This is a genomic window from Achromobacter denitrificans NBRC 15125 (assembly GCF_001571365.1).
Classification (GTDB): domain Bacteria; phylum Pseudomonadota; class Gammaproteobacteria; order Burkholderiales; family Burkholderiaceae_B; genus Achromobacter; species Achromobacter denitrificans.
On sequence record NZ_BCTQ01000015.1, the window covers coordinates 121,843 to 147,895 of the forward strand.

The 26,053-nt window shown below is 67.2% G+C and carries 26 protein-coding genes; 15 read left to right on the forward strand and 11 right to left on the reverse strand.

Translation table 11 applies throughout. The features are described 5' to 3' along the window. Positions 1-25: 25 nt before the first annotated feature. On the forward strand, positions 26-676 hold the full coding sequence (locus ADE01S_RS14620) for a TetR/AcrR family transcriptional regulator (protein WP_062682421.1): 651 nt from the start codon (positions 26-28) through the stop codon (positions 674-676). Next, entirely contained in the window at positions 673-3,231 is a 2,559-nt protein-coding gene (locus ADE01S_RS14625; RefSeq protein WP_062682422.1) for a PEP/pyruvate-binding domain-containing protein, read from the forward strand. The genes ADE01S_RS14620 and ADE01S_RS14625 overlap by 4 nt, the downstream gene beginning before the upstream one ends. Here the strand turns inward: ADE01S_RS14625 and ADE01S_RS14630 are convergent. Together ADE01S_RS14630 and ADE01S_RS14635 are read right to left on the reverse strand one after the other, a co-directional pair. After that, positions 3,228-4,700, reverse strand: coding sequence for a sensor histidine kinase (locus tag ADE01S_RS14630; RefSeq protein ID WP_062682423.1), 1,473 nt, complete (start codon positions 4,698-4,700; stop codon positions 3,228-3,230). The genes ADE01S_RS14625 and ADE01S_RS14630 overlap by 4 nt on opposite strands. Further along, positions 4,697-5,425 carry a response regulator transcription factor gene (locus ADE01S_RS14635; RefSeq protein WP_062682424.1) on the reverse strand — a complete coding sequence of 243 codons (729 nt, stop codon included), beginning with the start codon at positions 5,423-5,425 and terminating at the stop codon, positions 4,697-4,699. Before ADE01S_RS14635 ends, ADE01S_RS14630 begins: the two co-directional genes overlap by 4 nt. 149 nt (positions 5,426-5,574) lie before the next feature. Here ADE01S_RS14635 and ADE01S_RS14640 point away from each other — a divergent pair, with 149 nt between their 5' ends. The 6 genes from ADE01S_RS14640 (at position 5,575) to glaH (ending at position 9,785) form a co-directional block, all read left to right on the forward strand. Next, a complete protein-coding gene (locus ADE01S_RS14640) occupies positions 5,575-6,207 on the forward strand; it encodes a cytochrome b/b6 domain-containing protein (RefSeq protein ID WP_062682425.1) in 633 nt (210 codons plus the stop codon). A 34-nt stretch (positions 6,208-6,241) separates the two neighbouring features. Then, positions 6,242-7,009, forward strand: coding sequence for a molybdopterin-dependent oxidoreductase (locus ADE01S_RS14645; protein WP_172600310.1), 768 nt, complete (start codon positions 6,242-6,244; stop codon positions 7,007-7,009). Between the two features lie 40 nt (positions 7,010-7,049). After that, the gene (locus ADE01S_RS14650; RefSeq protein WP_062682427.1) at positions 7,050-7,394 is read left to right on the forward strand and encodes a pentapeptide MXKDX repeat protein; all 345 of its coding nucleotides are present in this window, start codon (positions 7,050-7,052) and stop codon (positions 7,392-7,394) included. Between the two features lie 32 nt (positions 7,395-7,426). After that, positions 7,427-7,927 (forward strand): peptide-methionine (R)-S-oxide reductase MsrB, encoded by a 501-nt coding sequence (gene msrB, locus ADE01S_RS14655; protein WP_062682428.1) that lies wholly within the window; start codon positions 7,427-7,429, stop codon positions 7,925-7,927. 30 nt (positions 7,928-7,957) lie between these two features. Continuing rightward, complete coding sequence (msrA, locus tag ADE01S_RS14660) at positions 7,958-8,659, forward strand: peptide-methionine (S)-S-oxide reductase MsrA (RefSeq protein WP_062682429.1); 702 nt, start codon at positions 7,958-7,960, stop codon at positions 8,657-8,659. Positions 8,660-8,861: 202 nt separating this feature from the next. Then, positions 8,862-9,785 carry a glutarate dioxygenase GlaH gene (gene glaH / locus ADE01S_RS14665; protein ID WP_082775804.1) on the forward strand — a complete coding sequence of 308 codons (924 nt, stop codon included), beginning with the start codon at positions 8,862-8,864 and terminating at the stop codon, positions 9,783-9,785. A 49-nt stretch (positions 9,786-9,834) separates the two neighbouring features. Here glaH and ADE01S_RS14670 read toward each other — a convergent pair whose 3' ends face one another. From ADE01S_RS14670 to ADE01S_RS14695, 6 genes are read right to left on the reverse strand one after another with little or no spacing between them, the layout of a single operon-like run. Continuing rightward, the gene (locus ADE01S_RS14670; RefSeq protein WP_062682430.1) at positions 9,835-10,767 is read right to left on the reverse strand and encodes a carbon-nitrogen hydrolase family protein; all 933 of its coding nucleotides are present in this window, start codon (positions 10,765-10,767) and stop codon (positions 9,835-9,837) included. Then, positions 10,764-11,435: an ABC transporter ATP-binding protein gene (locus ADE01S_RS14675; protein WP_198317956.1), complete on the reverse strand. Its 672-nt coding sequence runs from the start codon at positions 11,433-11,435 to the stop codon at positions 10,764-10,766. The genes ADE01S_RS14670 and ADE01S_RS14675 overlap by 4 nt, the downstream gene beginning before the upstream one ends. After that, positions 11,432-12,181: an ABC transporter ATP-binding protein gene (locus tag ADE01S_RS14680; protein WP_062682432.1), complete on the reverse strand. Its 750-nt coding sequence runs from the start codon at positions 12,179-12,181 to the stop codon at positions 11,432-11,434. The genes ADE01S_RS14675 and ADE01S_RS14680 overlap by 4 nt, the downstream gene beginning before the upstream one ends. After that, on the reverse strand, positions 12,178-13,128 hold the full coding sequence (locus ADE01S_RS14685; RefSeq protein ID WP_062682433.1) for a branched-chain amino acid ABC transporter permease: 951 nt from the start codon (positions 13,126-13,128) through the stop codon (positions 12,178-12,180). Before ADE01S_RS14685 ends, ADE01S_RS14680 begins: the two co-directional genes overlap by 4 nt. Before the next feature lie 2 nt (positions 13,129-13,130). After that, positions 13,131-14,030: a branched-chain amino acid ABC transporter permease gene (locus ADE01S_RS14690; RefSeq protein ID WP_062682434.1), complete on the reverse strand. Its 900-nt coding sequence runs from the start codon at positions 14,028-14,030 to the stop codon at positions 13,131-13,133. A 10-nt stretch (positions 14,031-14,040) separates the two neighbouring features. Continuing rightward, on the reverse strand, positions 14,041-15,270 hold the full coding sequence (locus ADE01S_RS14695; RefSeq protein ID WP_165695661.1) for an ABC transporter substrate-binding protein: 1,230 nt from the start codon (positions 15,268-15,270) through the stop codon (positions 14,041-14,043). A 417-nt stretch (positions 15,271-15,687) separates the two neighbouring features. Between ADE01S_RS14695 and ADE01S_RS14700 the strand changes: the two genes are divergently transcribed. The 3 genes from ADE01S_RS14700 (at position 15,688) to ADE01S_RS14710 (ending at position 17,955) form a co-directional block, all read left to right on the forward strand. Beyond that, on the forward strand, positions 15,688-16,425 hold the full coding sequence (locus ADE01S_RS14700; protein WP_062682436.1) for a TrmB family transcriptional regulator: 738 nt from the start codon (positions 15,688-15,690) through the stop codon (positions 16,423-16,425). A 50-nt stretch (positions 16,426-16,475) separates the two neighbouring features. Next, positions 16,476-17,375, forward strand: coding sequence for a LysR family transcriptional regulator (locus tag ADE01S_RS14705; protein ID WP_062682437.1), 900 nt, complete (start codon positions 16,476-16,478; stop codon positions 17,373-17,375). Between the two features lie 85 nt (positions 17,376-17,460). Further along, on the forward strand, positions 17,461-17,955 hold the full coding sequence (locus tag ADE01S_RS14710; protein WP_062682438.1) for a hypothetical protein: 495 nt from the start codon (positions 17,461-17,463) through the stop codon (positions 17,953-17,955). A 93-nt stretch (positions 17,956-18,048) separates the two neighbouring features. Here the strand turns inward: ADE01S_RS14710 and ADE01S_RS14715 are convergent, their stop codons facing one another. Next, a complete protein-coding gene (locus ADE01S_RS14715; protein WP_062682439.1) occupies positions 18,049-18,600 on the reverse strand; it encodes a Dps family protein in 552 nt (183 codons plus the stop codon). Positions 18,601-18,790: 190 nt separating this feature from the next. Here ADE01S_RS14715 and ADE01S_RS14720 point away from each other — a divergent pair, with 190 nt between their 5' ends. Then, on the forward strand, positions 18,791-19,981 hold the full coding sequence (locus ADE01S_RS14720; RefSeq protein WP_062682440.1) for an MFS transporter: 1,191 nt from the start codon (positions 18,791-18,793) through the stop codon (positions 19,979-19,981). Positions 19,982-20,071: 90 nt separating this feature from the next. On the opposite strand, the gene ADE01S_RS14725 is transcribed toward ADE01S_RS14720, so the two are convergent. Together ADE01S_RS14725 and ADE01S_RS14730 are read right to left on the reverse strand one after the other, a co-directional pair. Beyond that, positions 20,072-20,284 carry a YbdD/YjiX family protein gene (locus tag ADE01S_RS14725; RefSeq protein ID WP_087881491.1) on the reverse strand — a complete coding sequence of 71 codons (213 nt, stop codon included), beginning with the start codon at positions 20,282-20,284 and terminating at the stop codon, positions 20,072-20,074. Between the two features lie 16 nt (positions 20,285-20,300). Beyond that, positions 20,301-22,388 carry a carbon starvation CstA family protein gene (locus ADE01S_RS14730; protein ID WP_062682441.1) on the reverse strand — a complete coding sequence of 696 codons (2,088 nt, stop codon included), beginning with the start codon at positions 22,386-22,388 and terminating at the stop codon, positions 20,301-20,303. A gap of 314 nt (positions 22,389-22,702) precedes the next feature. Between ADE01S_RS14730 and ADE01S_RS14735 the strand changes: the two genes are divergently transcribed. From ADE01S_RS14735 to folE, 3 genes are all read left to right on the forward strand, one after another. Continuing rightward, entirely contained in the window at positions 22,703-24,121 is a 1,419-nt protein-coding gene (locus tag ADE01S_RS14735) for a cache domain-containing protein (protein ID WP_062682442.1), read from the forward strand. Beyond that, complete coding sequence (locus ADE01S_RS14740) at positions 24,118-24,774, forward strand: response regulator (protein WP_062682443.1); 657 nt, start codon at positions 24,118-24,120, stop codon at positions 24,772-24,774. Before ADE01S_RS14735 ends, ADE01S_RS14740 begins: the two co-directional genes overlap by 4 nt. A 415-nt stretch (positions 24,775-25,189) precedes the next feature. Next, the gene (folE, locus tag ADE01S_RS14745) at positions 25,190-25,735 is read left to right on the forward strand and encodes a GTP cyclohydrolase I FolE (RefSeq protein WP_062682444.1); all 546 of its coding nucleotides are present in this window, start codon (positions 25,190-25,192) and stop codon (positions 25,733-25,735) included. Positions 25,736-26,053 lie beyond the last annotated feature (318 nt).

The window sequence follows — 26,053 nt, forward strand, 5'->3', positions numbered from 1 at the left end:
GACGTCGTTCAATTATTTTCAGGCCATGGATTCCTCTTTCCCCACCCAATCCGAATCCGCGGCGTCCGAAGCCGGACGCCGCGAACGCAAACGCCAGCAGACCCTGGATCACCTGGCGCAAACCGCCTGGCGCCTGTTCGAGACCCTGGGTTACGACGTGGTCACCATGGAACAGATCGCCGCGCAGGCGGACGTCTCCAAGGGCACGCTGTACAACCATTTTCCCGTCAAGGAAGCCCTGCTGGCGCACCGCTTCCATGGCGAGCTGGCCGCCAGCGTCCATGACCTGCGGCCCGCGCTGCAAGCCCTGCCCACGCTCGCGCGTCGGCTGACGCGGATACTGCATGCGTCGGCCCATTGGTCCGAATCACACCGCGCCTATCTGGGGCCGTATCTGCGTTACCGGCTGTCCACGCTGCAACCGGGCGCGCACGGCGACGGCCGCTATCCGCGCAGCGGCATGCAGGCGCTGTTCACCGGGCTGATCGCGGATGCCCAGGCCGCCGGCCAGGCGCGGACCGATCTGCCCGCCGATCAGCTGGCCTGCCAGTTGCAGTTCCTGTACCTGGGCGCGATGCTGCGCTGGCTGGGCCTGCCGCGCTCCAGCCTCAAGGCGGAATTCGACGCTGCCGTCAGCCTCTTCGTGCATGGCGTCGCGCCGGGAGCGGCAGCATGACTGCCGCCGTGCTGGATTGGGCGGCCGCCGCCCAGGCGGGGCCCCGGGCGGCGGGCGGCAAAGGCTGGCAGCTGGGCCGCTTGGCGCAGCTGGGCGTGCCGGTGCCCGACGGCTTCGTGCTGCCCGCCCGACTCAGCCTGGACCGCGAGCCGGGCCAGCCCTTGCCGCCCGCCGCCGCCCAGGCCCTGCGCGACGAACTGGCCGCGCGCGGCTGGCTGGATCGGCCGCTGGCCTTGCGTTCGTCCGCGCCCCTGGAAGACTCCGCGGGCGCGTCGTTCGCGGGCATCCATCTTTCCTGCCTGAACGTGCGCGGGGCGGATGCGGCGATCGACGCCGCCCGCCGGATCTGGGATTCGCAATGGACGCCGCAGGCCTGCGCCTACCGGCAGAAGCTGGGCCTGGAAGCCGCCGGCATGGCGGTGGTGGTCATGCCGCTGCTCGATGCCGCCGCATCCGGCATCGCCTTCACCATCGACCCCGTCTCGGGACGGCACGACGAGATGATCCTCCATGCCAACTGGGGGCTGGGCGAATCGCTCGTCGGCGGCGACGCGGAAGGCGACGAATACCGTCTGCGCGAGGACTATCTGCGCCAGGCATGGCCGCTGGTCGAGCGGCGCATCGGCGCCAAGCGCCATGCCACCCAACCCGACGGCGCCTCGGGCACCCTGCTCGCCCCCACGCCGGCCGCGCGGTCGGCCCAGGCCGTGCTGACCGACGCCCAGGCCGAAGCGCTGGGCGACATCGTGCGCGACGCGGCGCGAGCGCTGGACTATGCCGGCGGCGGCCACGACATCGAATGGGTCTGGGACGGGCGGCGCTTCTGGATCGTGCAGGCCCGCCCCGTCACCGTGGCGGCCCGCCACACCTATCCCGCGCTGCGCAGCCAGCCCGCCTACTGGTCGCGCGGCAATACCCGCGAAGTCCTGCCCCAGGCCATGTCGGCGCTGGAGTGGGATACGGGCCGCGTCATGGCCCAGCGCATGCTGACCACCGGCTTCGAACTCAGCGGCTATCGCACCCTGCCCGGCGTGCGGCTGGCGGCCTTGTTCCAGGGCCGGGTGTACCTGGATGCCTCCGTCATCCAGTGGGTGGGCTACGACGCGCTGGGCGTATCGCCATCGGCCATGAACGCGCTGCTGGGCGGGCCCCAGCCCGAGATCGCCGTGCCGCCCCCGACCCTTGCGCAACGCCTTCGGCACGGCTTGCGCATCCTGCGCTACCTGCGGCGCGCGGCCCCGTTGCGCAAGCGGGCGGCACACGATCTGCCGCGGCTGTTCGCCCGCGCCCAGGCGTGGCTGGACGAGCCCTCGCCCGCGTCCAACGCCGAGCTGGGCGCCCGTTTGCGGGAACAGTTCCACACGGTGCTGGCGGCGGACGAACTGTTCTTCCTGCAAGGCTCGGGCGGCGGCGCGCTGCACAAGCTGCTGGAGCTGGTGGAGAAAGCCTGCCCGGGCGAGGGCCATGCGCTCACGGCCGCGCTGATGGCAGGCGGCGAACCCAGCGTGACCGCGGCGCAAAGCTATGCCCTGATGGCGCTGGCCGGGCTGGCCGCCGCCGACGCGCGCGTGCTGGACTGGCTGCGCGATCCGGGGCGCGACAGCGCCGCCTGGCAGAGCGCCTTGCCGGAAGGCAGCCCCTTCAAGCAAGCCTTCACGGACTTCCTGCGCCAATACGGCCACCGGGCCGTCTACGAAACCTATTTGCGCAACGTTCGCTGGCGCGAGGATCCCGGCTATCTGCTGGACAGCGTGCTCCAACTGGCCGACACCGATCCCGCCGCGCTGCGCGCCCGGCAAGACAGCGCGGCCAGCGGGGCCGCGCGGCGCCTGCGCGCGGCCTTGCCGCTCTGGCAGCGCCCGCTGGCCGCCAAGCTGCTGGCGGCCGCCCGTCTCGAAGGCACGCAACGCGAAGGCGCGCGCAGCGTGCTGGTGGCCTACCTGGCCGCGGCGCGCAAGAGCGCCCTGGCCCTGGGCCGACGCTACGTCCGGCCGGACGGCCTGGCCGCCGCCGACGACATCTTCCACCTGACTGCCGCTGAGCTCTTCGCCCTGGCCGACGCCAGGCTGGCGCCCGCCGCCGCGGGCCGCCGCGCCGCGCTGCGCCGCGCGCAGCTGGCGTCCTGGGCGTCAACCCCGGACCGGGACGTGATCGCCGAATACGCCGAGGACGGCGCGACCGCGCCGGCGGGGCCGGGTTCCACCGACGCCGGCCCCGCCGACACCTGGCGCGGCACGCCCGCCGCGGGCGGCCATGCGCGGGCCGGCGCCTTCGTTGCCCGCACGCCGTCCGAGGGATTGGCCATGCCGGCGGGCGGCATCCTCGTCGCCGCATCCACCGACCCGGCCTGGACGCCGCTGTTCCTGCGCGCCGGCGCGCTGGTGATGGAGGCAGGCGGCTATCTGTCGCATGGCGCCATCGTGGCGCGCGAATTCGGCATCCCGGCCGTCGTCAATGCGCAAGGCGTCTTGCGGCAGGTCGCGACGGGCGATGTCCTCGACGTAGACGCGTCCCGCGGCCTGGTGCGGCGGCTGGCGCGCGCGCCCGACGTCTAATGCGCCGCCGTCAGTTCGAACTGAAAGACCGCGCCAGAACCGGCGCGCTCCACCAGCCTGATCTCGCTGTGGTGCAGCTGCAAAATGCGCTGCACGATCACCAGCCCCAGGCCGCCGCCGTCGCCCGGACCGCGGTTCAAGGCGCTGGCCCGCGTGAAGAGGCCGGCGCGCAGCGCCTGCGGAATCCCTTCGCCGGTATCGCTGACCTGCACCTGCACGAGGTTCTGCGCGGCGCCCAGCCGCAGTTCGATCAGGCCGCCCGGCGGACTGTGGCGGATGGCGTTGTCCAGCAGGTTGGTCAGCACGCGCTCGATCAGGCCCAGGTCCGCGCGCACCGGCGGCAGTTCCCGCGGGATGTCGGTGGTCAGGCGCTGCTGGCGCGCCTCGGCCGCCAGCTCGAACTTCTGGATCACGTCCTGCACCAGCTCCGGCAGCGAGAAGGTTTCGGGCTCCAGCCGCACCAGCCCGGACTCCAGCCGCGCCAGCTCGAAGAGCTCCTGCGCCAGGCGGCCGACCTTGCGGCTTTGCGCCAGCGCGATGTCCAGGTAGCGGCGGCGCTCCCCCGCATCCAGCGTTTCGTCCTTCAGCCGCAGGGTTTCCAGATAGCCATGCAGCGAGGTCAGCGGGGTGCGCAGGTCGTGCGAAATATTGGCGACCAGGTCGCGCCGCTGCTGGTCCTGCCGCGTCAGCTCGCGCCACTGGTCCGATATGCGCCTGCCCATCTGGACGAAGCTGCGCCGCAGCACCGCGATCTCGTCGCCATTGCGCTCCGAAGCGTCGCCGGGGCGTTCCAGCGCGGCCAGGGCCTGGCCATCGTCGCCCTCGAAGGCGCGCACGGCGCGCGTCAGGCCGCGCAGCGGGCGCGTGATCAGCGCGAACGCCGCCAGCCCGGCCACCAGCCCCAGCAGCGCGACCAGCGCGATGGACCAGAGGGTCGTGCGCAGCACGGAGCTGCGCGACACCGCCATCGCCAGCGCGTCGTGCGCCTGGCCTTGCAGGACGACGTAGACGTAGCCCTTTTCCTGCCCGCCCACGCGCACCGGCGCGGCGCTGAACACCTTTTGCGCGTCCAGGCTGCGCGGGTCGTCGCCCGTGATCGGCAGCATGTCGCCCGCCAGCAGGCGCTTGACGGGCCCCAGATCGACGCGGTCGCGCCTGATCTGGCCGGCCGGCGCGGCGTCGCCCACGATGCGGCCGTCGTTGGACAGCAGGTAGACCTCCACGGCGGGGTTCACGGCCATCAGCATGTCGAACAGCGACCGCACCGCGTCGGGCTTCCAGCCGTTGGTGTCCATCAATTCGTTGGCGCCGGCGATGTGCTGCGCCAGGCCGCTGGACAGGCGCTGGACCACTTCCTGCTCATAGCGGGAGTTGGCGGCGATCTGCAGCCACGCCGAGGCGCCGCAGCAGGCCAGCAGCAGCAAGGCGAACACGGCCGACAGCCGCTGGGTGAGCGTAAACCGCTTCATGATGCGCCTCCCGGGGCGGCGGGCGCCGCGGCGAATTTATAGCCCTTGCCCCATACCGTCAGGATGCGCCGCGGATCGGACGGGTCCGCCTCGATCTTGGTGCGCAGGCGGTTGATGTGCGTGTTGACCGTGTGCTCATAGCCTTCGTGCTGATAGCCCCATACCTGGTTCAGCAGGTCCATGCGAGAGAAGACCTTGTCCGGATGGCGGGCGAAGAAGTGCAGCAGGTCGAACTCGCGCGGCGTCAGGTCCAGCCGGCGGCCGTCGACCTCGGCCGTGCGGGCCACCGGATCGATGGACACGCCATGCAGCGCCAGGCTGCCGGCGTCGATCCGCGCATTGCGTTCCAGCGCCTCGCTGCGGCGCAAGAGCGCCCGCACCCGCGCCACCAGTTCCAGCATGGAAAACGGCTTGGCCAGGTAGTCGTCCGCGCCCAGCTCCAGGCCCAGGATACGGTGCACCTCGCTGGACCGCGCGCTGGTAATGATGATGGGCGTATAGCGCGCCATGGCGCGGGCCCGCTTGCAGATCTCCAGGCCGTCGATGCCCGGCAGCATCAGATCCAGCACCAGCGCGTCCCAGCTGCCTTCCTCCAGCCGCCGCATGCCTTCGTTGCCGTCCGCGGCATGCTCGACCGCGTAGCCTTCGTCCCGCAGGTGCAGCCGCAGCAATTCCGCGATGTGGGCGTCGTCTTCGACGATGAGTACGCGTCGTGGCGTGTCCATGGGAGGGAAACTCTGAAGAGGGCAATGCGCCTATTGTCGCCAATCCGCGCCCGGGGAGTTATCACAATTAATTTAAGTTTGCGTGAGGACTTCGGTACCGGCGCCGGGGAAGAATGGCTCCAACGACAACCAGCCCCCGGAGTCCCGTCATGCCGGCTATCCCCGCAAGCCACGACGCCCCGCCCGTCCTGCCGGCGGACGCTCCCATCCACCCGGGCTGGCTGCGCGCCATGCACTGGCTCAACGCCCTGGCCGTGGTCGTCATGGTCACGAGCGGCTGGCGCATCTACAACGCCTCGCCCTTGTTCGACTTCGTATTTCCCAAAGGGATCACGCTGGGCGGCTGGCTGGGCGGCGCCCTGCAATGGCACTTCGCCGGCATGTGGCTGCTGTTTTTCAACGGCATCCTGTACTTGGCGATGAACCTCGCCACCGGCCGCCTGTGGCGCAAGTTCTTTCCGCTGAGCGCCCGCGGCATGGCTGCCGACCTCGGCGCGGCGCTGCGCGGCCGGCTCTCCCATGCTGACCCGCGCCGCTACAACCAGGTGCAGCGCGCGGCCTATCTGTTCGTCATGGCCGATATCGCCGTCCTGGTGCTGTCCGGATTGGTGCTGTGGAAGTCGGTGCAGTTCGATCTTCTGCGCGAACTGATGGGCGGATACGAGGCCGCGCGCCGGGTGCATTTCATCGCCATGGCCCTGCTGACGGCGTTCGTGGCGGTCCATCTGGCGATGGTGGCGCTGGTGCCCCGCAGCCTGGTCGCCATGATCCGCGGCAAATAAGGAGCCACTCGTGAACAAGCACAAGCGCCCCCCTATGCCCGGCCTGGACGGCCCCGCCATCCTGAAGGAAGCCGGGAAGATCCTGGAAAAACGGGTCGAACAGCCCTCGCGCCGCGCCTTCCTGCGCAGCAGCCTGACGCTGGGCGGGCTGGCCATGCTGTCGGGCTGCTCGCTGTCGGACGATGAAAGCGTGGAAAAGGCGCTGACCGCCGTTTCGCGTTTCAACGACCGCGTGCAGGGCTGGATCTTCGATCCGAACAAGCTGGCGCCTACCTACCCCGAATCCATGATCACGCGGCCCTTCCCCTTCAATGCCTACTACGGCATCGACGAAGTGCGCCGCGTGGACGAGGAATCGTTCCGGCTGGAAGTCAGCGGCCTGGTCGCCGACAAGCACCGCTGGCGGCTGGATGAACTGCGCGCCATGGCGCAGATCGACCAGGTGACGCGGCACATTTGCGTCGAAGGCTGGAGCGCCATCGGCAAATGGGGCGGCGTGCCGTTTTCCGCCTTCCTCAAGCGCGTGGGCGCGGACCTGGGCGCCAAATACGTGGGCTTCAAGTGCGCGGACGACTACTACACCAGCATCGACATGCCCACGGCGCTGCACCCCCAGACCATCCTGGCGCTGACCTACGACGGCCAGACGCTGCCTCCAGAGTACGGCTTCCCCATGAAGCTGCGCATGCCTACCAAGCTTGGCTACAAGAACCCCAAGCACATACAGGCAATTTTCGTCACCAACACCTACCCGGGCGGCTACTGGGAGGACCAGGGCTACAACTGGTTCGGCGGCAGCTAGGTGGAACCTCTCCTACCCCCTCTCCATAAAGGAACGCACCATGAAGAAAATCGCTAACGCGGCCGCGCTGTCCCTGTGCCTGGCTTTCGGCGCCACGGCCGTTTACGCCGCCGACAACATGAGCAAGGACGCCATGGGCGGCGGCTCGATGGCCAAGGATGGAATGGCCAAGGACGGGATGTCGAAGGATTCCATGTCCAAGGACGGCATGTCCAAAAACGGCATGTCGAAGGATTCCATGTCCAAGGACGGCATGTCGAAGAACGGCATGTCCAAGGATTCCATGTCCAAGGATGGCATGTCGAAGAACGGCATGTCGAAGGATTCCATGTCCAAGGACAACATGTCGAAGGACGGTATGTCCAAGGACGGCATGAAGCACTGACCCCGCCAAACAGCCCCGATCCGGAGCACGTCATGAGATTAGACCGCAGGCATTTCCTGGGCCTGGGCGGCGCGGCGGCCATCGCCGCCGGCCTCGCGCCGGTCCTGGCCGCTCGCGGCGGCCCGCCGGCCGCCGCGCGGACCTTTCCCTACGCACTGAGCGACGCGCAATGGCGAGAGCGCCTGACGCGCGAGCAATACGAGGTGCTGCGCCGGGAAGGCACCGAGCGCCCCTACTCCAGCCCGCTGGACAAAGAGCGCCGCGCGGGCGCATACGCCTGCGCCGGCTGCGCCCACCCGTTGTTCTCGTCGTCCGCCAAGTTCGACAGCGGCACGGGCTGGCCCAGCTTCTGGAAGCCGCTGGACGGCGCCGTGGGCGAGACCGCGGACCGCAGTTTCGGCATGACGCGCGTGGCCGTGCATTGCGCCAACTGCGGCGGCCACCTGGGCCACGTCTTCGATGACGGCCCGCCCCCCACCGGACTACGCTATTGCATGAATGGCGTGGCCCTGGCGTTCACCCCCCAGGCCTGAATACCGGCCGCCCCATCACCAGGAGCCATCATGTCCGCCTCCCTCCTACCCCGCAAGCTCTGCGTCGCGCTCGCCGCCGCCTGCGGTTTGCTGGCAACCGCCGCAGCCGGCGCCGCCGAGCCGGCCTTCGTCATTCCGCCCCCGGCCCTGGACCAGCCTGCCGCCGCGGCGCCGCAAAAAGCCGTCGTCGCCGGCGGCTGCTTCTGGGGCGTGCAAGCCGTGTTCCAGCACGTCAAGGGCGTCACCTCGGCCGTCTCCGGCTATGCCGGCGGCCAGGCCGGCACCGCCAACTACGACACCGTCAGCGGCGGGCGCAGCGGCCACGCCGAAGCGGTGGAAATCACCTACGACCCCGCCCAGGTCAGCTACGGCCAGTTGCTGCAGATCTATTTCTCGGTGGCGCACGACCCGACCCAGCTCAATCGCCAGGGGCCGGACACCGGGCCGCAGTACCGGTCCGCCGTCTTCCCCTCGGACGACAGCCAGCGCAAGGTGGCCGAGGCCTATATCGCGCAGCTGAACCAGGCCGGCGTCTATCCCAAGGCGCTGGCCACCACGATAGAACCCCTGAAGGCCTTCTATCCCGCCGAGGACTACCACCAGGACTACCTCGTCCGCCACCCGTACAGCATGTACATCATGGTGAACGACGTGCCCAAGGTCGAGAACCTGGCCAAGACCTTTCCCGCCCGCTATCGGGACAAGCCGGTGCTGGTGAAACCGACGAGCTGAGGCGGCGAACCTGCCCCGACGAAGGCCGAAGCCAGGCTTGAAGCGTCCCGTCGAACCGGGCGCGGCAGCAGCCCGGTGCCAAGCCGCGCAGGGGTGGTTTTGATCGCTCACGCCAAACAAAGTATCGGCGGCGGACGGTTTAATGCCGGAATGACGTCACGTCTAATGATCTCCAGAAACGCTTTCAATACAGGAGACCACTTTGGACAATCTGCGTGAAACCCGGCGTCTGCTCTCGGACGCCTTCCAGGTGGCAAATCATCGGACGCACCCCCGGATCCAGCAGGTGACGATCGACCCGCAGGCCCTGCTGCGCTTCCTGGCCGCGGTCAAGAGTATCGAGGTCCAGAACCTGGAATACGTGCCCTTCATGCGCTTCAAGGTCGCCGAGGCCTTGGCGAGGGCTTGCGGCGACGGGCTGCGCGACACCCTCAACGCCGTCGTCGAAACCCGCGAGCACGGCGGATTCACCGTCGGCCTGCAAGGGCTGTCCGACGATCCGGACGATTTCGTGAAGTTCGGCACGGCCATCGCCTATCTGCTCGGGCCGGCCAACCACGACTCGATGTCCGGCAAATACTATGCTCGCTTCCTGGTGCGGCACACGGACGACAGCGATTCCTATCTGCGCCAGGCCTATCGCCTGTTCACGATGCATACCGACGGCACCTACGTCTCCGAGGCCACGGACTGGCTGCTGATGATGAAATTCGACGAGCGCAATGCCGTCGGCGGCGAATCGCGCTTCCTGCATCTCGACGATTGGCGGGATATCGACGATTTCCTGAATCACCCGCTGGCGACCAAGCCGCTGCTGTACAAGTCCCCGGCCTCGAAGAATGTCGCCGAACAGGTGGAAAGGCCCCTCTTCTTCCAGAACCGCTACGGCCTGGCGATCTGCTTCATCGATCAGTTCGCGCAGCCGGCCACGCTTGAAGAGGCCATGTATCTGCACGACCTGTCGGCGTCGATGGAAAGCAGCCCGGGCGTGCAGGAAGTCATGCTGCCGCCCGGCGAGCTGGTCGTGCTCAACAACTATTTCTATTTGCACGGCCGCGCGCCGTTCCAGAAGCATGAATCGCTGCACCGCGAACTGATGCGTATCCGCGGCCTGTTCGGGCGCTGATCGCCCCGTGCCGCCGCGGCGGCCCCCCTCCCGGGGAGCCGCCGCCCGCTCATGCCTGGCCTATCGTCACCACGGGCGGCTTGGGCGCTTCGTCCACGACCAGCTTGAAGATGTCCGGACGCGCGTAGTGTCCGACCACGTCGAAGTCATACTTGCCTCGCGTGACGTCGTCCAGGTCGATATCCGCCGTGAGGATGCATTCCCCTTCGTGGTTCGGGCCGGCCAGCAATTGCCCGGCGGGGCCGATGATGGCGCTGCCGCCGCGCATCAGCACGGTATCGGGCGAATTGCCCTGGATGGCATCGTAGTCCTCGGGGAAATCGCCCCGCGTGATGTACTGGCAGGCCGAAAAGACGAAACAGCGCCCTTCCATGGCGATGTGCCGCATGCTGGTGATCCACTCGTCGCGGTCGTCCGCCGTCGGCGCGCAATAGAGCTGGATGCCTTTGCCGTACATGGTCATGCGCAACAGCGGCATGTAGTTTTCCCAGCAGATCACGGTGCCCATTTTTCCGAGCGGCGTGTCGAACACGGGCATGGTCGAGCCGTCGCCGTAGCCCCAGATCAGCCGTTCCACGGCGGTCGGCATCAGCTTGCGGTGCTTGCCTATCATGTCGCCGTTGGGCGAGAAATGCAGCGCGGTGCAATAGAGCGTGCCGATTTCCTGCTCCATGACGCCGACCACGACGTAGGCCTGGGCCTCGCGGGCGGCAGCGCCGATTTCGTCCACCTCGGGCCCCGGCACCGTGATCGCGCCATTGAAGTAGCGCAGGAACTCCTCTCGTCCCCGCGGCAGCCGGCCGCCCACGCGCGCGCCGAAATCGCTGCCCTTCGGATAGCCGGAGATGGTGGCTTCCGGAAACACGATCAGCTTGGCGCCCAGCTCGGCCGCCTCGCGGATCTTGGCGACGACTTTCTCCACCGTGGCCTGCTTGTTGAACGGGATCGATGCGGTCTGGACGACCGCCGCCTTGAATGTCATTGCGAGGACTCCTCAGAGATGATTTCGCCGCGTTCGATGGTGACGATACGGTCGGCCATCGGCTGCAGCAGCTTGGGATTGGATTCGGTAATGAGCACGGCAAGATCGGGCTTGCGCGCGCGCAGGGTCTTCAGGCTGTCGGCGTAGCGCAGCGCCAGCGCCGGCGCCAGGCCCTGGAAAGGCTCGTCCAGCAACACCAGGTTCTCGCCCGCCATCAGCGCGCGGCCCAGCGCCACCATCTTCTGCTGTCCGCCCGACAGCAGGCCTCCCAGGCGATGATTGAGCGGCTCAAGCTCCGGCGCCACGGAATAGATCAGGTCCAGCCTTTCCCGTATCTGCCGCGCGCCGAGCTTGCAGGCCCAGGCCGGCACCATCATGTTCTCGATCACGGTGAACTTGCCGATCAGCCGGCGCTCTTCCGGCGCGAACCCGATCCCCAGGCCGGCGCGCGCATGGGCTTCGCGCGCGGCCAGGCTCCGCCCCTGGAACAGAAGGCTGCCCTGGGCCAGCGGCAGCGTGCCCATGATGCCGCGCAGCAGCGACGTCTTGCCCGCTCCATTGCGCCCGATCAGGGCCACGGTTTCCCCGGCGCGGATATCGAGATCGACCTCGCGCAACACCTTCGCGCCTTCGATGTACGCGACCAGCTTGCTTGCCTGCAGCATCATTGGACGCCTCCGATCACATTGCGCAAGACCTCTTCGTTCTGGAGAATCTCGGCGGGCGGGCCATCGGCGGCGACCTGGCCGGCGTTCCAGACTATGACGCGATCCATATAGCGCTCGACCAATTCCATATCGTGTTCGACCAGCAATGCCGCGATATTCCGCTGCCGCAAGACCGGCATCAGCATGTCCATGATTTCGAACTTCTCCTGGGAGCTGACCCCGCTGGTGGGCTCATCCATCAACAACAGGCTCGGCGACAGGGCCAGCGCCACGGCAATGTCCACCAGCTTGCGCACGCCCTCGGGCAGGGAGCCGATCTGCCGCCCTGCCTGGCCGAGCAGGTCGAAAATGGCCAGCAGTTCTTCGGCCTCGTCACGCGCCGCCTTGCGATACAGGGAAGACAGCGTCCAGAAGCCGTCGCGGGCCGCCAGCGCCAGCAGCAGGTTCTCCAGCACGGACTGCTCGGAAAACAGCTGCGGAAGCTGGAAGGTCCGGGCGATGCCCAGGCGCGTGATGGCGCGGGGCTTGAGCCGGGTAAGGTCTTGCGCGCCGAAGAGCACGCTGCCCTGGGTGGGCCGCACATATCCCGTGCACAGATTCAGGAACGTGGTCTTGCCCGAGCCATTGGGCCCGATGATGGACGCGATCTGCCCGCGGTGGATATCCAGGTTCACGCCGTTGGCCGCCTTGACGCCGCCGAACTCCACATGCAGATCCCTGGAACTGATGATGACCTGACCTTTCATTGCCGGGCCTCCTTGCGGCCGAACAGGCGCAGGCCCAGGCCGAACAATCCCGTCGGCGCAAACAATACGATCGCCACCAGCACCATCCCCATGATCAGTTGCCAGGAGTTGGCCGCATAGGCGCTCGCGGCGCTGCGCACCGCCTCGAAGGACACCGCGCCGAGCAAGGCCCCCAGCACATTGCCGATACCGCCCAGCACCGCGATGAAGACGAACTCGGCCGAACGGCTCCAATAGGCCATTTCCGGCGTGACGTGGCCGGTTCCCATCGCCGCGATGGCGCCGCCCAGGCCCGCGAGCGCGGCGGAGAAGACATGGCCGAAGTAAAGCACCTGGCGCCCCGAGATGCCCAGGTATTCCAGGCGCGTCTCGTTGGTCTTGAGGGCCGCCAGCGCCTGGCCCGGCGGCGAATTCAGGTAGCGCGTCACGACCAGCAGCGCAAGCGCCAGCATGACCAGGGCGGTGTAGAACAAGGCCCAGCCGAAAACCTCGACCTCCAGAGGCACGCCGGCCAAGGACTGGATCCGCACCGGCATGCCGTCGCTTCCCCCGGTCAGGTCATACAGCTTGAGCACCAGCGTAAATCCCACCATGGAAAAGGCCAGATTCAGCATGGCGTAGAAGATGTCGCGATAGCGCGACAGGATCAGGCCCAGGACGGCGCCCAGCGCCGCGCTCGACAGCACCGCCATGGCGATGACGGCCAGCGCGTCCGCGCTCGCGTGGCGCGCGCCGAAGGCGGTGGCATAGGCGCCGCAGGCGAAATACAGCGCGTGGCCGAAGGAAACCTGGCCGGCGCGCAACAGCAGCAGCAGCCCCAGGGCGCAGAACGATATCGCCATGGCCATGGTCGCCAGCGGCCGCAGCGACGGCGCGATCAGCGGCAAGGCCGCGAGCAGGAGCAACGGCAGGCTGGCGAGCGCCGTCGTTTTGAAATAGGTTTTCATCTTCAGATCCGACGGACTTGTGGCTTGCCGAAAAGGCCGTAAGGCTTCACGAGGAGAATCGCGGTCATGACCAGATACGGCGCGACGGAGGACAAGGGGGGCAGCAGATGCACGCACAAGGCCTGCGCCAGTCCTATGATCACGGCGGTGACCGCCGTTCCCTGGAAATGGCCGAGCCCGGCGGTGGCCACGATGGCAAAGGAAATCACGATGGAATCGGCGCCTATGCCCGGCACGAGCGAGGTCGTGGGCGACGCCAACGCCCCGCCCAGGGCGGCCAGCGCGGTGCCCAGCATGAAAGTGATCGTGTACACCCGCTTGGCATTGATGCCCAGCACGCGCGCCACCTCGTAGTCCTCGATGACCGTCGCGATCAGCTTCCCTTGCCGCGTCTTGTTGAAATAGAAGGTCAAGGCAAGCATCACGACGATCGCCGACAAGGGCAGCACGAACAGCTGGTAGGCGGTGTAGTAGATGCCTCCCACCTCGACCATGCCCAGCATGGCGAGCGGCGCGTCGTTGAACTGCGGCTCCACCCCGAACATCATCTTCTGCACGTCCTCCAGGATCATGAAGATCCCGAAGGTGAGCAGGAGCTGGAGCGCGTGCTCCTTGCCATAGATGCGGCGCAGCAGAAAGCGCTCGACGAGCGGCCCCAGGGTCACACCGATGGCTACCGCCGCCAGCAACAGGGCCGGATAGGTCCAGATGCCGCCGTCCGGGCCCGCCAGCCAGAGGCCGAGGGCCACGGCGCCATAGGCGCCCAGCGCGTAGAAGCTGCCGTGGGCGACGTTGAGGATGCGCATGATGCCGAAGATCAGGCTCAGGCCCACCGCCACCATGAACAGCACCGAGGCGTGCGCCAGCCCATCCAACGTGGCCAGCAATAGCGTTTGTTGCATGATGGGCCGCTTATTCCGTGGGAGTGCCGACTCGCCGCAGGACTTCCGGCGAGAGCGTCTTGAACCAGTCGTCGCTCTTCACCCCCACGGGCGGAGAGGTCAGCTCGGGAGGAATCACCAGCAGCTGCTTGAGCGTCTTGAAGTTCTGGCCGCTTTTCTCCGTGGCGACGCCCAGCAGTTGCCCTTCCATCGCCTGATGGTCTTCGCGGATTTTCAGCTGGCCGGTGAAATCATCGAGCTCCAGCCCGTTCCAACCCTTGAGCAGCGAGGCCTGCAAGGTCTTGCGATCGCCGTCCCAGGACGTTTCGAGCGCCTGCTGGAGGGCGCGCACGGCTTGCGCCATGTGGTACGCCGGGAAACTCGGATAGGCGCCCGTGCCCTTTTCGAAGTCCGTCACGAAGGCCTGGTGCTCGGCATTGCCGGCCATGGCGGGATTGAATGCCCAGCTATCGCCGCGCATGCCCACGATCGCCCCTTCCGGAAAGGCCTTGCCCAATTGCTGCATGGAGCTCTCGCCGTTGGCGGCCACCAGGCGGGAATTGCGGAACAGCGCCCGTGACGACGCCTGCTTGACGAAGGTGTTCATGTCCCCGCCCCACAGCGTCGTGAAGATCACGTCCGGACGCAGGGCCGACAGGCGGGAAATCTCGGTGGAATAGTCCGAGGTGCCGAGCTTGGGGAACATCTCGGCGACGATCTTCACGTCCGGACGCAGGGCCTGGACCGCCCCCCGGAAAGCGGCCCAGTTGTCGCGGCCGAACGCGTAGTCCTGATTGATGCCGGCAATGGTCTTGACCTCGGGCATCAGCTTGAGCAGGTACAGCGCCGTGGCGACGTTGTTCGACGGGGTGTAGTCGGACGTCCGGTACACGTACTCGTATTTGGCGTCGGTGTAGATCCGCTCGGTGCCGCAGTCCCACAGCATCGTGGGCATTTTCAATTGCTCGGCGACCGGCGCGACCGCCAGGCAGATCGAACTCGACAGCCCGATGATCATCGCATCCACCTTGCCCGATTCGACCAGGCTGCGGTATTCCACGACGACGTTGTCCACGCCGTGGTTCTCGTCGATGAAAGTCAGCTCGATGGGCGCGCCCTTGATGCCGCCCGCGCTGTTGATCTTTTCCACCTGCAGACGGGCCGCCTGCTGGGCCGGCACGCCGAAGACGGCGCCGGCGCCCGACAGGTAGGTGGACACGCCGATACGTATGGGTTCGGCGGCCTGGGCCGGTTGCCACAAAGCGAGACCCGCACCCAGAACCGCTGAAAACAAGCCCTTGCCTATCAATTTCATTGCTTCCCCTCGTTCGTATACACAACACGTTTGTAGGCGCGCGGCCCGCGCCCCGGGGTTGCTGCCACCCGGCGCGGGCCTGTCCAACGAGCGGAAAGTGTATTTATAACGGTTTTATCCGTCAATGAAATCGCGCTTTGGGTTAACCCTATAACTCTTTTATCTATATGTTTTTATTGTGTTTTTATTATTTAGCCAACGCAAAACAAAGCCATTTCATAGACTTTATGCCAATTACGTCGGTTATTTCCGACATCAAAATACGTGGACACTGGTTGCGCCGTTTGATACTGTCTAGCCGCTTCAGGCATACCGCCGACGGGTCGCGCACCGGTCGGCCCATAAACAGGAGACGCGTAAGGGATGGATCTGGAAGAGAAGCTCGGGCGGCTGGGCATTAGCGGCAATCTCTACCGGGTGTACAGGGCCGCCATCGAGTTGGGCGAAGTCCCGGTATCCGAACTCGCGGCCAGCGCCGGCCTGGCGCGCACCACGACCTACGACGCGGTGCTGAGGCTGGAAGAGGAAGGCCTGCTGAGGATCGAAGGCGCAGACCGCAAGCGCCACGTGGTGGCGCACGACCCCTCCGTACTGCTCGAATACGTGGCTGCCCGGCGCGTCCTGGTCACGGAAATGATGCCGGAACTCAGGTCCATGTATAACCAGGCCAAGGGCAAGCCCAGGACGCGCTTCTACGAAGGCGCCGAGGGCATCCGCACCGTGCTCTGGGACAGCCTGAACGCATCGGTCCCTCTGCGGGCCACTTTTTCGATGTCCGAACTGCGTGAAGTCCCGGGCCTGGACGAGATCAATCGCTACCGCGACGCGCGCATCGCCAAGGGCATCAGCATGCGCGTGATCCGTTCGCGCAGCCGCGATACCGACGACATCTGGCCCGCCAGCGAAGCCGAACTGCGCGAATTGCGATGGGCGCCGGCCGGGACCAGCGTGGCGATGACCACCCTGATCTACGGAAATTGCGTCGCGATGATTTCATCCAAGCGCGAAAACTATGGCCTCATCATCGAAAGCGCGGAGCACGCCCAGCACCAGAGCATGCTGTTCGATGCCTTCTGGGCGTCATGCCAGCCCGCGGCCTGACCCGGACGGCCTGAGCCTCGGGCTCCGGGATTGACCCGCACCTTGACCGCATGAACGACCAAAACGTCGAAACACGCACCCTCCGCTACTTCGTGGCCGTGGTGGAAAGCCTGCACTTCTCCAAGGCGGCGGACCGCCTGGGCGTCTCCCAGTCCGTCTTGAGCGTCGCCATCCAGAAGCTTGAGGCCCAGCTGGGAATCAAGCTGCTGCATCGAAACAAGAGACAGCCGGTAACGCTGACGGACGCGGGCCGGACTTTCCACGCGCATGCCGTCATCGCGCTCCAGCACATCGACCAGGCGGTTCAGATAGGCCTGCTCGCGGCGCGCGGACTCGTCGGCGTGGTGAAGGCGGGCTTCGTGGCCTCCGCCGTTACCAGCGGCGCCTTGCCCGGCCTGCTGAGGACCTTCCGGGCCGAGCATCCCGCCGTGCGGCTGGAGATCGCCCCCATGGACACGCCGACGCAATTGGAAAGCCTGAAAAACGGCGCCATAGACATCGGCGTGCTGCGGGCGCGCCGCGAGTATCCGCCAGGCGTGGATGCCGTCGTCATGCACGTCGAGCATCTGGCCGTCGCCATGGCCGACAACCACATCCTGCGCCTGAAGGATGAGCTTCTGCCCCAGGACCTGGCGGGCGAATCCTTCATCATTCCGCAGTTTGACGAACAGGAAGGGTTCTCGGAAATCCTGGCGGACCTGGCCCGCCAGGGCGGCTTTCCCGACCGGCCGTATCAGCGCGTCAAGGATTTCATGTCCGCGGTCAGCCTGGCGGCGGCCGGTTACGGGGTCGTGCTGGCCCCGGACTCCATCCTGAGCCTGTCGCCGCCGGGAATCACGTATCGCCGCATCGCCGGCTTCGACCGCGACGTCAAGCTGGCCCTGGCTTTCCGCACCCGGGGCAACTCGCCGGCGGTCGAGGCCTTGATCGGGAAAGCGCGCGCCAGGTAGCCAGGCGGTCGGCAATCTTGGGCCGCTGGCGGTAATGGGCGACAATGCTGGGTTCGCGAGCAACGAATCCAGGAGTAGTACCGCAGTGAACGACGCCAGCATTCCGGACACGGACCAACCCGGGGACCAACAGCAGCCCACGCTTTGGCGCGATGACGGGTGGACCGCCCGGATCATCAAGAACGAGGACGACGATGGCTGGGCGGTGGAAATGACCATGGACGGGCAAGCCGAGCCCGCCCTGGTGGGTCCATGGACCATGGGCCGCGACAAGAAGAACCCCAAGCCGCTCGACTCCCCGGCCTTCATCACGCTGGTCAAGACCGCCAAGGAAGTGCTGCGCCGCCACGAACAGCAATTGCATGCCACGCTGCACAAGAGCGTCAGGATCGACAGCGCCGCCGGCCGCCTGACCGTCAAGCTGGATATCGTTCCGGACGAAGACGAGCCGTATGCCGTGCTGAGCGCCTATGACGAATCCGGCGAACAGCTGGCCCAGACGAACGTCGCGCCGACGTACAAGCTGAGCGTGCAGCGCGCTTCGGAGTGGGCCAGCGGCGGCTTCGGCAAGCACGGCTGACGCGCCGGGCCGGCGCCGCGGCGCAAGCGCAAGGCTGGCCGCGTTGCCGCGGCCAGCTTTTCCGCCTGCATCAATCAGGCTATCGCGGCCGCCTCAATGCCCCGTCGAATCGCCTTCCCGGCTGGCCTCGAACAGGAACCAGGTGCGCCGCTCGGTTTCGTCGATCCAGTTCTCGATCAGGCTGGAACTGGCAATGTCGCGGTGCTCGTCGGTAATGTTGTGCGCTTCGCGCAGCGCCGCCGCCAGGACCTTGTTGTCTTCGCGCAGCTCGGCCAGCATATCCAGCGGCTGCACGTAATCCGCGTCGTTGTCCGCGATGCGCTGCGAGCGCGCGATGTGCCCGATGGACCGCAGCGTGGTGCCGCCGATCTTGCGGATGCGTTCCGCGATGGGGTCCGTCATGGCGAAGAGCTGGTCGCCCTGCTCGTCCAGCAGCAGGTGATAGTCGCGGAAATGGGGCCCGCTGACGTGCCAATGGAAGTTCTTGGTCTTGAGATACAGCGCGAACACGTCCGCCAGTATCTGGTTCAACGCGGCGGAGATATCCCTGGTGGCCGCCGCCGCCAGGTCGGTCGGCGTAGCCAGCGGCCGCTTGCGCCGCTCTTTCAGGGATTTGGTGGTCTTCTCATCCAGTTTCTTGGCCATGGGTCGCAACTCCTAGGATTGATGGTGAAAACGCACGCGCGGCGCAGGGGTAAGGCGCCGCGACTGCCCTAGCGTAAATCCACCCGCGCGTTTTTGCCAATATCCTGGATCAAGTCGGCGCCTGTCCTGAAATCCCGCCCGGCTAGGAGTATGCTACGCCGCGTCCATTCAGCCGAATCCATTCATCGCTATGCGCGGCAATCCCGACCCCAGGCAGGGCGCCATCGCCCTGCACGGGTTCTACTTCCTGTATTACGGGCTGCAGGGCGTGAGCATCCCCTTCCTGCCCCTGTGGTTCGCCAGCCGCGGCCTGGATCCCGCCGTCATCGGCCTGATCGTCGCCACGTCCTTCCTGCCCAAGATCCTGTCCACGCCGGTCGTGGCCCACGTGGCCGACCAGACCGGCCAGGCGCATATCCTGATCGCCGCGGCGCTGGCCGCCTCGCTGCTGCTGTTCGCCAGCTATCCGTTCAGCGCGGCGCCCGCCTGGCTGCTGGCGGTCACGCTGCTGTTGAACGCGGTGTTTCCGGCCGTCCTGCCGCTGATGGACCGCATGGCCATCGCCAGCGGGCGCGGGCGCAGCGCCTACACCATCATGCGCGCCTGCGGCTCGCTGGGCTTCGCCGTCGTCACCGTGGCCGGCGGCTACCTGATCAAGACCTTCGACGCCGACTGGGTGATCTGGCTGTCGGTGCTGCTGATCGTGGCCTGCCTGGCCTGCGTGCGGCTGCTGCCCCAGGCCGCCCGGCCCGCCCCCGACGAAGCGCCCGCCGAACGCGTGCGCCTGCCGATGCGCGAGGTGCTGCGCGACCGCCCCCTGCTGCTGTGCATCGGCGCGGCCTCGCTGGTCCAGGCGAGCAATGGCTTCCTCTATTCCTACTCCACGCTCTACTGGACGGGCGCCGGCTTGTCCACGGCCCTGATCTCGCTGCTCTGGGTGGTCGGCGTCGCCAGCGAAGTGTTGTTCTTCTTCCTGGCGCCCAAGGTCCTGGCCCGCACCGGCGCCCAATGGCTCATCCTGGTTTCCGCCATCATGACCGCGATCCGCTGGGCCGGACTCTCGGCCACCACGGACCCGGCCTTCATCGCCGCGCTGCAACTGCTCCAGTGCTTCACCCTGGCCGGCAACAACGCCGCCATCATGTGGTACATCGCCCGCCACGTGCCGGCGGCCTGCAAGACTTCGGCCATCGCGCTCTATGCCCTGCTGTCGGGCGGCGTCTTCATGTTCGCCAGCATCCAGCTGGGCGGCGCGCTCTACCGCAGCCACGCCCCCGGCGGCTTCCTGGTCATGGCGCTGTGCGCGCTGGGCGCGATCCCGCTGATCGCTTATTCGGAAAAGCTGCGCCGCCGCGCCGGCGCGCCCGGGGCCGCGCGCTGACCGGGCGCCGGATGCGGGCTTCCTAAGGCCGCGCGCCGCAACACCGCCCGTCGCAATGAAAAAGGCCTCGCAAGCGAGGCCTTTCCTTCGTCAGCAGCAACCGATGCGCTTCTTCCCGCCGTAGCGCGCGTCCTGGCGCTCCCGGAAGAATTCCTCGTAGCTCATCGGCTCCCGGTCGGGATGCGTGCGCCGCATGTGCTCGACATACGTTTCGTAGTCGGGCACGCCCACCATCAGCCGAAGCGTCTGCCCCAGGTAGCGGCCGGCCGCGCCGGCCGCGGAACTCATGTTGCCAAACAGCATGCGGGGCCTCCCGGGATCAGTCCGCGCCAGCCGCGGCCGCGACCGGCAGCGTCTCGTACGGGGTTTCGCGCGCCGTGGGCTTGTTCTCGTTGCGCGCGCGCTGCACCGAACGCAGCCCGAACACCACGATGCTCACCACGACGAAGATGAAGATCGCGCACAGGCCGGCGTTGATGTAGTCGTTCATCACCACGCGCGACATTTCGGCCAGCGACTTGGCCGGAGCCAGCACCTTGCCCTCGGCGATCGCCGCGTTGTACTTGTCGGCATGCGCCAGGAAGCTCACGCGGGGATCCGGATGGAACAGCTTCTGCCAGCCGGCGGTCAGCGTGCATGCCAGCAGCCACAGCGTCGGCAGCACCGTCACCCAGGCGTAGCGGTCGCGCTTCATCTTGAACAGCACCACGGTGCCCAGCGTCAGCGCGATCGCGGCCAGCATCTGGTTGGCGATGCCGAAGAGCGGCCACAGCGTATTGATGCCGCCCAGCGGATCCACCACGCCCTGGTACAGGAAGTAGCCCCAGGCCGCCACGCACAAGGCGGTGGCGATCAGGTTGGCGGGCAAGGAATCCGTGCGCTTGAGCGAGGGCGCGAACGTGCCCAGCAAGTCCTGCAGCATGAAGCGGCCGGCGCGCGTGCCGGCGTCCACGGCCGTCAGGATGAACAGGGCTTCGAACAGGATGGCGAAGTGGTACCAGAAGGCCATCATGCCCGGGCCGCCGATGGCCTGGTGCAGGATGTGCGCCATGCCGACGGCCAGCGTGGGCGCGCCGCCCGCGCGGGAGATGATGGTGCTTTCGCCCACGTCCTTGGCCGTCTGGACCAGGTCGGCGGGCGTCACCACGAAGCCCCAGCTCGACACCACCTGGGCGACCTGGTCCGGCGTCGTGCCGATGACGGCTGCCGGGCTGTTCATGGCGTAGTAGATGCCCGGCTCGATCACGCAGGCGGCCACCAGCGCCATGATGGCGACGAACGATTCCATCAGCATGCCGCCGTAGCCGATGTAGCGGGCCTGGGTTTCGTTCTCGATCAGCTTGGGCGTGGTGCCCGAGGAGATCAAGGCATGGAAGCCCGACACCGCGCCGCAGGCGATGGTGATGAAGAGGAAGGGGAACAGGTTGCCGGACCACACCGGGCCGGTGCCGTCGACGAACTGCGTCAGCGCGGGCATTTTCAGCTCGGGCGCCACGACCACGATGCCGATGGCCAGGCCGACGATGGTGCCGATCTTCAGGAAGGTCGACAGGTAGTCGCGCGGGGCGAGCAGCAGCCACACCGGCAGCACCGAGGCGATGAAACCGTAGATGATCAGGATCCAGGTCAGGCCCTTGCCGTCGAAGTCGAACATCGGGCCGATCACCGGATGCGCGGCCACGTCCTGGCCGAAGGTGATGGCGGCCATCAGGCCCACGAAGCCGATGATGGAGACCTCGCCGATCTTGCCCGGGCGGATGTAGCGCAGGTACACGCCCATGAAGAGCGCGATGGGGATCGTGGCGGCCACCGTGAAGGTGCCCCAGGGCGAATGCGTCAGGGCCTTGACGACGATCAGCGCCAGCACGGCCAGGATGATCACCATGATCATGAACGCGCCGAACAGCGCGATCACGCCGGGAATCTTGCCCAGCTCGGACTTGACCAGGTCGCCCAGCGAGCGGCCGTCGCGACGGGTCGAGATGAAGAGAATGGTGAAGTCCTGCACGGCGCCGGCAAACACCACGCCGGCCAGGATCCACAGCATGCCGGGCAGATAACCCATCTGCGCGGCCAGCACCGGGCCCACCAGGGGGCCCGCGCCGGCGATGGCGGCGAAGTGGTGGCCGAACAGCACGTGCTTGTTGGTGGGCACGTAGTCCAGGCCGTCGTTGTGCTTCCACGCCGGCGTCATGCGCGTGGGGTCCAGCTGGAAGACGTTCTTGGCGATGAATCGGCTGTAGTACCGATAAGCGATGAGATACACGCAGACGGCGGCGATCACCACCCATAGCGCGTTGATGGTCTCCCCTCTGGCCAGCGCCACGGTGCCCAGCGCGAACGCGCCGAGTACCGCAACCGCCAGCCAGACCAGGTGCTGACCCAGTCCCTTACTGCTGGTTTGCATAAGTGCTCCTCTTGCCTCCCGCCATGCTTTTGGCGTGAAACGCTTTTATCGTCCCGCGGAAGGCAGACTCATTGTTGTGGGGTGGCGGACGCACGCGTCCACGCTGCGCCCTGTCGACGCGGACGCTAGTATTTCGTTTTGCCCTGGCAGCAACAAGCGCGAAACTACGCAATCCGGCTACGTGTTATTACGGAATGCACCGCAACATAATTCCCGGAAAACCGTAAAATCCGCGCAGATTCCCGCCCCGGTGCTCTCGGGAACCGCGAAATGATGCATCGCAACAAGCGTTCCTACGCTGATACAAATCCCCTATGAAGCTGCGCCTGAAAATCCTGCTGCTGGCGGCGGTGCCCCTGCTGGTGGCCCTGGCCGCCATCACGGTCGCCGTCTACGTGCAGGGCATCCAGCTGGCCCAGCGCGAAAAGCAGGTGGTGGAGAATGCCTGGCTGGCCAGCAAGGAAGGCGAACTGCGCCACTACGTGAGCCTGGCCTACAGCGCCATCGCGCCATTGCAGGCCTCGGCCGACGACGACGCCACCCGCCAGCGCGCGCTGGACCTCCTGGCGCAGATGGAATTCGGGCACGACGGCTATTTCTTCGTCTACGACCTGCGCGGCCGGAACCTGATGCATCCGCGCCAGCCGGAGCTGGTGGGCCAGGAGCTCTGGGAGCTGCGCGACACCAAGGGCCAGCCCGTCATCCAGAACCTGCTCACGGCCGCCCGGCGCGGCGGCCAGCAAGGCGAGGCCGTGCACTATCTGTGGGAAAAGCCGTCCACCCACCAGACCGAGGAAAAGCTGGGCTACGTGGTGGTGCTGGAACGCTGGGGCTGGATGCTGGGCACCGGCATCTACCTGGACGACGTGGAACAGGCGCTGGAACGCATCGACGCCGCCGCGCAGGCCAACATCCGCAGCATGTTCGCCTGGGTCGCCGGCATCGCCGCCGTGTCCATCCTGGGCGTGGCTGCCTGCGGCCTGGCCCTGAACATCAGCGACCACCGCCAGTCCGACGCCAAGCTGCGCCTGATGGCCCGCCAGCTCGTGCGTTCGCAGGAAGACGAGCGGGCGCGGCTATCGCGCGAGCTGCACGACGGCATCAGCCAGGTCCTGGTCTCCATCAAGCTGTCGCTGGAAGCCGCCCGCGAGCGGCTGCGGCAGACGCTGCCCGCCGAAGGGCGGGCGCTGGCCCATATCGACACCCCGCTGGGCGGCGCGCTGGACCGCCTCAATACCGCCGTCGGCGAGGTCCGGCGCATTTCGCACAACCTGCGCCCCACCCTGCTCGACGACCTGGGCCTGCCCGCCGCGCTGGAACACCTGGGCCGCGAGTTCGCCATCCCCAGCCCGGACGGGGCGCCGCCGCTGGCCGTGCGCCTGCGCACCACCGGCCAGCCGGTCAAGCTGCCGGAAGCCTACGCCACCGCCCTGTTCCGCGTCACGCAGGAGGCCCTGACCAACGTGATCCGGCACGCCGGCGCCACGCGCGCCGACATGACCCTGGCGTATTCGGCGCGCGACCTGCGCCTGACCATCGCCGACGACGGCCGCGGTTTCGACTACGACGAGGTGCAGCAGGATCCGCGCCGCGGCATCGGCCTGCGCAACATGCGCGAACGCATGAACGCGCTATCGGGTACCCTGACCTTCCGCTCCACCGCGCATGGCACCCTCCTGCAAGCCTGGCTGCCCTTGCCCGCCGCCGCGCCTCCCGCGAGTTCCCAAGCATGACCGACAAGCCCGACGCCATCCGACTCCTGCTGATCGACGACCACCCGCTGGTGCGGGACGGGCTGCGCCTGCGCCTGGAGACCGTGCCCCAGCTGCGCGTGGTCGGCGAAGCCGGCAACGCCGCGGCCGCGCAGGCCTTCCTGGCCGGCTGCCTGGCCGAGGATCCGCAAGGCGGCACCCTCCCTCACCTGGCGCTGATGGACCTGAACATGCCCGGCGTGGGCGGCCTGGAGCTGACCGCCCTGCTGCACGAGCGCTATCCGCAGATCGCCGTGCTGGTCCTGTCCATGCACGACAACCCCGAGTACATGGTGCAGGCCGTCAGGGCGGGCGCCCGCGGCTACCTGCTGAAAGACGAGCCGGCGCACGAGATCGTCACCGCCATCGACGCCGTCATGGCCGGACGCAGCTATTTCAGCGCGGCCGTGGCCGTGCGCCTGTCGCAGGCAAGCGCCCCGGCCACCCTGCTCACCCAGCGCGAGCGCGACGTCCTGCGCCACATCGCCAGCGGCCACGCCAACAAGCAGATCGCCCAGGCCCTGGGCCTGTCCGTGCGCACCGTCGAAACCCACCGGCTCAACATCAAGCGCAAGCTGGGCATAGACGGGCAGGCGGAGCTGATTAAATACGCGGTGGAGAACCGCGGAGTGTAGGTGGGCCCCAGGGGTGGGCCCCAGGGGTGGGCCCCCACGCTGCGCACGCTTGCGCGTGCTTGCTGCCCCCAGAGGGGGCTGCGCCGCCTTGGGGCGGCCCGGCGGCGGCGCGGCTATTTTTGCGAGGAGCCGCAAAACAGTCTTCTCTTCAAGGCATTCGCTGCGCTGAAAAATAGTCGCCTCTCCGGCTACGCTTGCCTGGTGCCCCGAGGGGGCTGCGCCGCCTTGGGGCGGCCCATGTGTCCGGTCCGTACCGCTTCCATATTGGGACGGCCTGGTGGCGGAGGCGCCTCCACGCCGCGGGCGGCGCGCCTGCTTGCTGCCTCCTAAAGGCAGGCAGGGAAATCCCTCGGGCTGCCTGAGGTAGACTTGCGCTGAAGCGCCGCAATGAGCGCGCAGCCCCCAGGAGTCCCCGATGTCATTGGAAAAGCACTACACCGCCATTCTCGAACAATTGGGGGAGGATCCGTCCCGCGAAGGGCTGGCGGATACGCCGGCGCGCGCGGCCAAGGCCATGCGGCACCTGTGCCGGGGCTACGGCCAGAACCTGGACGAGATCGTCAACGGCGCGCTGTTCACCTCGGACACCCGTGAAATCGTCCTAGTTAAGAACATCGAGCTGTACTCGCTGTGCGAGCACCACATGCTCCCGTTCATCGGCAAGGCGCACGTGGCCTATCTGCCCAACGGCAAGGTGCTGGGCCTGTCCAAGGTGGCCCGCATCGTCGAGATGTACGCCCGCCGCCTCCAGATCCAGGAGAACCTCAGCCGCCAGGTCGCCGAGGCCGTCCAATCCGTCACCGACGCCGCCGGCGTGGCCGTCGTCATCGAGGCGCAGCACATGTGCATGATGATGCGCGGCGTCGAGAAGCAGAACTCGTCCATGGTCACTTCGGTCATGCTGGGCGAATTCCACGACAACCCCTCCACCCGCGCCGAATTCCTCAGCCTCATCCGCTAGCAGGATTCCCGCGTTTTTTTCGATCTAGACCAGGCAACGGGCCCACCCCGTTGCCGTAGATAACAAGCGCGCAGCCCCCTCAAAGCGCAACACACGCAAAGCACGTGCAGCGCTGGGGCCTACACCCCCCTCCAAAAGAATAGCCGCGCCGCCGCCGGGCCGCCCCAAGGCGGCGCAGCCCCCTCGGAGCGCAACACACACGCAAAGCACGTGCAGCGCTGGGGCCTACACCCCCCTCCAAAAGAATAGCCGCGCCGCCGCCGGGCCGCCCCAAGGCGGCGCAGCCCCCTCGGGGGGCAGCAAGCACGCAAAGCGTGC